This window comes from Candidatus Methylobacter oryzae, assembly GCF_003994235.2.
Classification (GTDB): Bacteria; Pseudomonadota; Gammaproteobacteria; order Methylococcales; family Methylomonadaceae; genus Methylobacter_A; species Methylobacter_A oryzae.
Window position 1 is genome coordinate 1 of record NZ_RYFG02000047.1, and the last position, 4,762, is coordinate 4,762.

A 4,762-nucleotide genomic window follows, 5' to 3' on the forward strand; every position below is an offset into this window, starting at 1 on the left:
TTGTTTTGACTCCGTGTGTTAAAAAATCGGGCTAGAGCAAAAGCTATGCCGACAATTATTTCAATCACAATTAATTTAACATAATATACATTATGCGAAGTCTTAGTGTGAGGTTTTCTACTAGACGCCTAATGCTTTGATTCGATCTCTCATTATTCGATCTTCTTCATATTCTTGTTCTTGCAGTTCTTCATCATCAGGATCGTAGAGTTCTCCATCATCAGAGTCATTGAGTTCTTCATCATCAGAGTCATTGAGTTCTTCATCATCAGAGTCATAGAGTTCTCCATCATCAGAATCATTGAGTTCTTCTTCGTCATCAGAATTGTACAAATCTTCTTCGTAGCTCATTAAGGTCCCCTAAGAATTTAAAAGCTTTATTTTATTCTATTCTCTAACCTTAATAAGTTTTTTAGACGTCACTATGTAAACAACGTTCCAGAAAAGCTGCGACACCTGAATGCCGGCTGTTTCACTGCCGGCTACATTGCGAATTGGACATGATGGTTGACTAGGTGGATGAATGGCGTAGCCGATGGATAAATTATCGTTACTCGTCACAATAATGCATTGAGCCATTCACCACGCGCAGTATCCGCCTAAAGGCGGCCAGTTTAAAGGTTAAATGGCCGTTGGCCAGAACGCGACGAGGCATGAATAAAATCGTTTCCTTCCGGTCGCTAAAGAGAAACCTGCTTTATTAAAGATTTTCGCGGGCGCGAAACTAATATTACTGTATGTAATGTATGTAATGTATGTAATGTATGTAATGTATATACAATACAACATACATTACATACAGTAATATCATATTAATACAATACAATACAGTACGTTACGATATGAAATACAATACAATACGTTACGATATGATACGAGACAATATTTAGCCGCTAAATTTAAACAATAATTTCGCGGGCGCGAAAATTTTAGCGGCTAAAATAACAACGGATAAGCAAACATTTTCGCGGGCGCGAAAATGATTTTAATGAAGAGAAGGAAAAAATACCAAAACTGATCTGGAGAAACTTAACTACCGGCCTTCTTTAGTATTTTTTCATGAACCCACCCATTGTTAGTGAGTACAACTGCTTCCATTTTTTTTACGGGCGTTGTCAAGGATTCAACATCACTTTTGAGGGAGTCAATTGCAGAGATGATTTCAGGTGATTTTGCCCAATCAGGAAGGTCATACACTTCATAGGTGTAATTCACTGATGAAACTTTTTGCCCAAATAGATCGGAAGGTTCGGTAAATTGAGCAATTTCTTTAACTCTGGCCTTGCCAAAACAAAAACCACCAATGGATTTTCCGCCGAAGGTTTTTTCCATATCTGGCTTGTAATATTTTCTACCTTCATCCGTTAAATCAAATAACGGGGCGGGAACCGTTTTTTTCACTTTACCAAAAGTGTCAGTTATTTCTCGACTCCCTTCTTTTTCTACCACTATGCCCGCTTTCACCAAGGCTTGTAGTTTTTCCTTGGTTCTATTGAAATCAAAGTCACCTATCGTTGCAGGTAATTCTGTATAAAAATAACACTTTGGATAAGCAGTATCGAGATAAGCTTGAATAGAGATTTTAAAGTTGTCTTCGTTAGCGGCTTTCGGATCAGAGCAACCAATAATAACAGCAGCACCTGCGACAACAACGCTTCTTAACAGCATAGTTTCTTCCTTTAAAAAATATTTAACGTAATGAATTACAGAGTCTAGCGATCAGTATAATTCAAAAAAACACATGGAAGAAAATGAATTCAAATTTTAGCGGCTAAAATTTTCGCGGGCGCGAAAATGATTTTAAAGAGACTTAACATCACCCTGGTTCCGGAACTTCGTCCTCATGCTGGCGCACTCCGGGCGAAGTTCCGGAACCAGGGCTTACAAGATAGGCTTAAACTCTCGTTATCTGTAAGATCAAGATAATCTCGGATTCACTCTGGCTGGTCGTGTCGGAGAAAATCCAATCCGGTATGAAAGAAAGCCCGGATTGAGTGTTTGTTGTTTTCGTTTCGTTCAGACCGCCCAGGACGATCACATCACCATCATTAGTTGAAACTAAAGTCGAAATCTCCCGTTTGGTCAATGTTGGCGAGTTATTAACGCCAGTATTGGTTTGCACAAAACTACTGACTTGTTGATTGATTTTAAGGTCGATAACCGATTCCCGCACCGACGGCGTAAGGTCGAACAACACCCCGGCAGAGCGATATTGAACGGACTGCACCGCTTGACCGGCACCTTGAGGAAATGAGAGAGCCCCCAAAATAGGCACATCTTGACCAATGGTAATATGTGCGGTCGAGCCGGATAAAACCCGCAACGATGGCGAAGAGACGACTTTAAAGCGGGTATCGGTAGACAACGCAGACATGACCGCATCGACCGACACGCCATTAGCCGGCGAGCCTTTGTATTGCAAAAACTGGTTAGCGGCCATTGAAGCAACCGGCACAATGGGACCACCAAAACCGGCCATAAGCGCCCCATTCAGCAACGATGCCGCCAGTTGAATTCCCGTACCCTGATTATTGCCGGTCGCGACTTCGAACAAAACGCCCCGCACAAGCACTTCCCCGATGGACACATCGACTTCGGCCAGCAGCTTTTTTAATGTCTCGATTTCCGCATCAGTGCCGAAAAAAACCAGGGTATCGGCCTTTCTGTCAACCATTGCCGCCGCAGAACCAGGGGGAACCATTGCCGCATCTTGGCGTGATTCGGTATCGGGAGCACGTACACCACGAGAAGCCGTAAAAGCACCCTTAAACAATGGGGAAAGCAGATCCGCCAAATACGACCCGTCACGAAACTTAGGCCGATAAATGAAAGCGCTTTTTTCAGCTTCCGGCGTTGGGTCTTCCTTGTCCTTATCGGTTTTCTCTTGCTTAACCGTAATCTTACTAGCAGTAGCAGCATTGGCATAACATTGAACAGGATAAGAGACCGAACAAAAAAGAACCGCAATCAACAAAAAAAACCGAAAAAACTTAATAAGCATGTCAAATGCTCCCAAAAAACAAAAAAGAAACAAAAGACAACAAATTAAGAGAATGAAAACAATAAATTACAAAAACAAAAAAAGAAAATGTAATTAAGAACTTACAAGAAAACAAAATAAAAGGATGACTATAAAACCAGAAAAATATATATGGGAAATTCATATTAACCACCTTTCAAACCTTCAACGACAGCCCAAGCAGAAACCAAGCCCCAAGCAAAAATAAACAAGTACCAAAGATCATTAGCAGTCATAAAAAACTCAAAAAAGAAGAGGCGTATAAAAACGCCTCAAAAAATTAACGATATCCGTTCTTTTTTTTCCAATTTCGATATTCTCTATTGCGCAATTCACGTTGATATCGATAACGAAAACGTCTTTCGGTAGCTCTACGATCATGGAGCATCAAAAGCGCCCTAAAAGCGCCAGTACGAGCAACAAAAACAACAGCTATAGCGCCAGCTATGGACATAACGGCAAAATCAACACCAACAAAAGAAAACTGATGAAAAAAAGGAGAAAAATCAATTTGATTAGCAGCCATAAAAAACCCGCAAAAAAAAGGGAGAAGCAAAAAGCCTCTCCCAAAAAATCAAGCGACCATCAAATAAAAACGATCAACGGCCGCGAATCATATTCAGGCCCGCGTCATGGAATAAGGATTTCCTGAGCCTTTAGCGATGCCGGAATTGGTAAAAACAGAAGCGATAAGACATTTCATAAAATTAAATCCTGTTCAGAAGGTAGGTAAAACACGGCGCAAGGCCAAGGGAGGTGGAGCATCATCTAACGGCAAGCCCAAAGCTTGGCGCCAAATTCGATTAAAAGATTTAGGATTTGTGGTAATAGATTGCCAATCAGACAAAGTATGACCTTGGGACAAAAAGAAATTTTTAATAGCGCAATGAACCTTAGCGACGTGATCGAAATAAGCTCGATTCGCAGCAAAGGAAGCATGAAACGCCCTATCATTGAGAGACCAGCCAGGAAGTAGTTGAGCCTCAGAGGCAAGCTGACGCACCAAGTCTTTAGGGCTTAAATGCGCTTTAGGGTTAGCTGTAAGCATAAGATTACACCCCTATTCTAAGCGGCAATAAGGCCGCGCTCATACGCCCATGCAGGAATGGCAACCGGCACCGCTTCAATAATGCGCATCATTGGCACGACGTTATTTTGTTCGGGAGCCAAGTGCATAGCGGAAATGTCTACACCGTATTCAAGCAATAACTTCCGTTGACGAAAATAAGTAGGCTTGGAAAGCAATTGCCGAACATCAGCGCCTTGCCGCCAAAGTTGATAAGTCCCCATCAAAGCACGAGGCATTTTTAACAGTTGTACGTCGATAAGAGTGGCTTGTGTTGTCATGTCGATTTTCCCCAAGTAGTCATTGAATAGTTGATTGATAAGATCAGGGGTTAAGTGGTAGCCATGGGTAATGCCAAGCTTTTCAAGTTCCTTCGAAAAGATACGCAATTCAGCGCGGAGTTTGCCTTTTATAAAATCCTCAAGGCCGAGGTTTTGCAGGTAAGTCGGTAATTGATGCGTTTTGCCTTTAGAAAGCATTTCGCGAGCTTTGTTATAAAACTTGATAGCCCAGCGGCGGGAGTTCTTGCCCAGGTAAACTGTGCCTTTATCTCGAGTGCTGCGACCATGGCGAGAACGAGCACGCATTCCGGCAGCATGTAACCAGGCCTCAACGCTGGCGTCATTACCGACATCGTAAAGTTCGTTAATGTCTAGCATCTTGATTTTGTAGTCGCC

At 42.0% G+C, this 4,762-nt stretch carries 6 protein-coding genes; all 6 read right to left on the reverse strand.

All coding sequences use genetic code 11. The features are described 5' to 3' along the window. Positions 1-120: 120 nt before the first annotated feature. The gene (locus EKO24_RS06400; RefSeq protein ID WP_127027389.1) at positions 121-351 is read right to left on the reverse strand and encodes a hypothetical protein; all 231 of its coding nucleotides are present in this window, start codon (positions 349-351) and stop codon (positions 121-123) included. Between the two features lie 678 nt (positions 352-1,029). Continuing rightward, a complete protein-coding gene (locus EKO24_RS06405; protein WP_127027388.1) occupies positions 1,030-1,668 on the reverse strand; it encodes a hypothetical protein in 639 nt (212 codons plus the stop codon). A gap of 226 nt (positions 1,669-1,894) precedes the next feature. After that, a complete protein-coding gene (locus EKO24_RS06410) occupies positions 1,895-3,001 on the reverse strand; it encodes a type II secretion system protein GspD (RefSeq protein WP_127027387.1) in 1,107 nt (368 codons plus the stop codon). 298 nt (positions 3,002-3,299) lie between these two features. Continuing rightward, on the reverse strand, positions 3,300-3,545 hold the full coding sequence (locus tag EKO24_RS06415) for a hypothetical protein (protein ID WP_127027386.1): 246 nt from the start codon (positions 3,543-3,545) through the stop codon (positions 3,300-3,302). Positions 3,546-3,737: 192 nt separating this feature from the next. Continuing rightward, a complete protein-coding gene (locus EKO24_RS06420; protein ID WP_127027385.1) occupies positions 3,738-4,067 on the reverse strand; it encodes a hypothetical protein in 330 nt (109 codons plus the stop codon). 17 nt (positions 4,068-4,084) lie between these two features. Next, positions 4,085-4,762, reverse strand: a 678-nt coding sequence (locus EKO24_RS06425; protein WP_241674418.1) for a phage/plasmid replication protein, II/X family, incomplete at its 5' end; no start/stop codon positions are given.

Bases quoted from the DNA above. Each gene is read 5' to 3' on its own strand.
- EKO24_RS06400 (WP_127027389.1), bottom strand. From the start codon at position 351: ATGAGCTACGAAGAAGATTTGTACAATTCTGATGACGAAGAAGAACTC.
- EKO24_RS06405 (WP_127027388.1), bottom strand. From the start codon at position 1,668: ATGCTGTTAAGAAGCGTTGTTGTCGCAGGTGCTGCTGTTATTATTGGT.
- EKO24_RS06410 (WP_127027387.1), bottom strand. From the start codon at position 3,001: ATGCTTATTAAGTTTTTTCGGTTTTTTTTGTTGATTGCGGTTCTTTTT.
- EKO24_RS06415 (WP_127027386.1), bottom strand. From the start codon at position 3,545: ATGGCTGCTAATCAAATTGATTTTTCTCCTTTTTTTCATCAGTTTTCT.
- EKO24_RS06420 (WP_127027385.1), bottom strand. From the start codon at position 4,067: ATGCTTACAGCTAACCCTAAAGCGCATTTAAGCCCTAAAGACTTGGTG.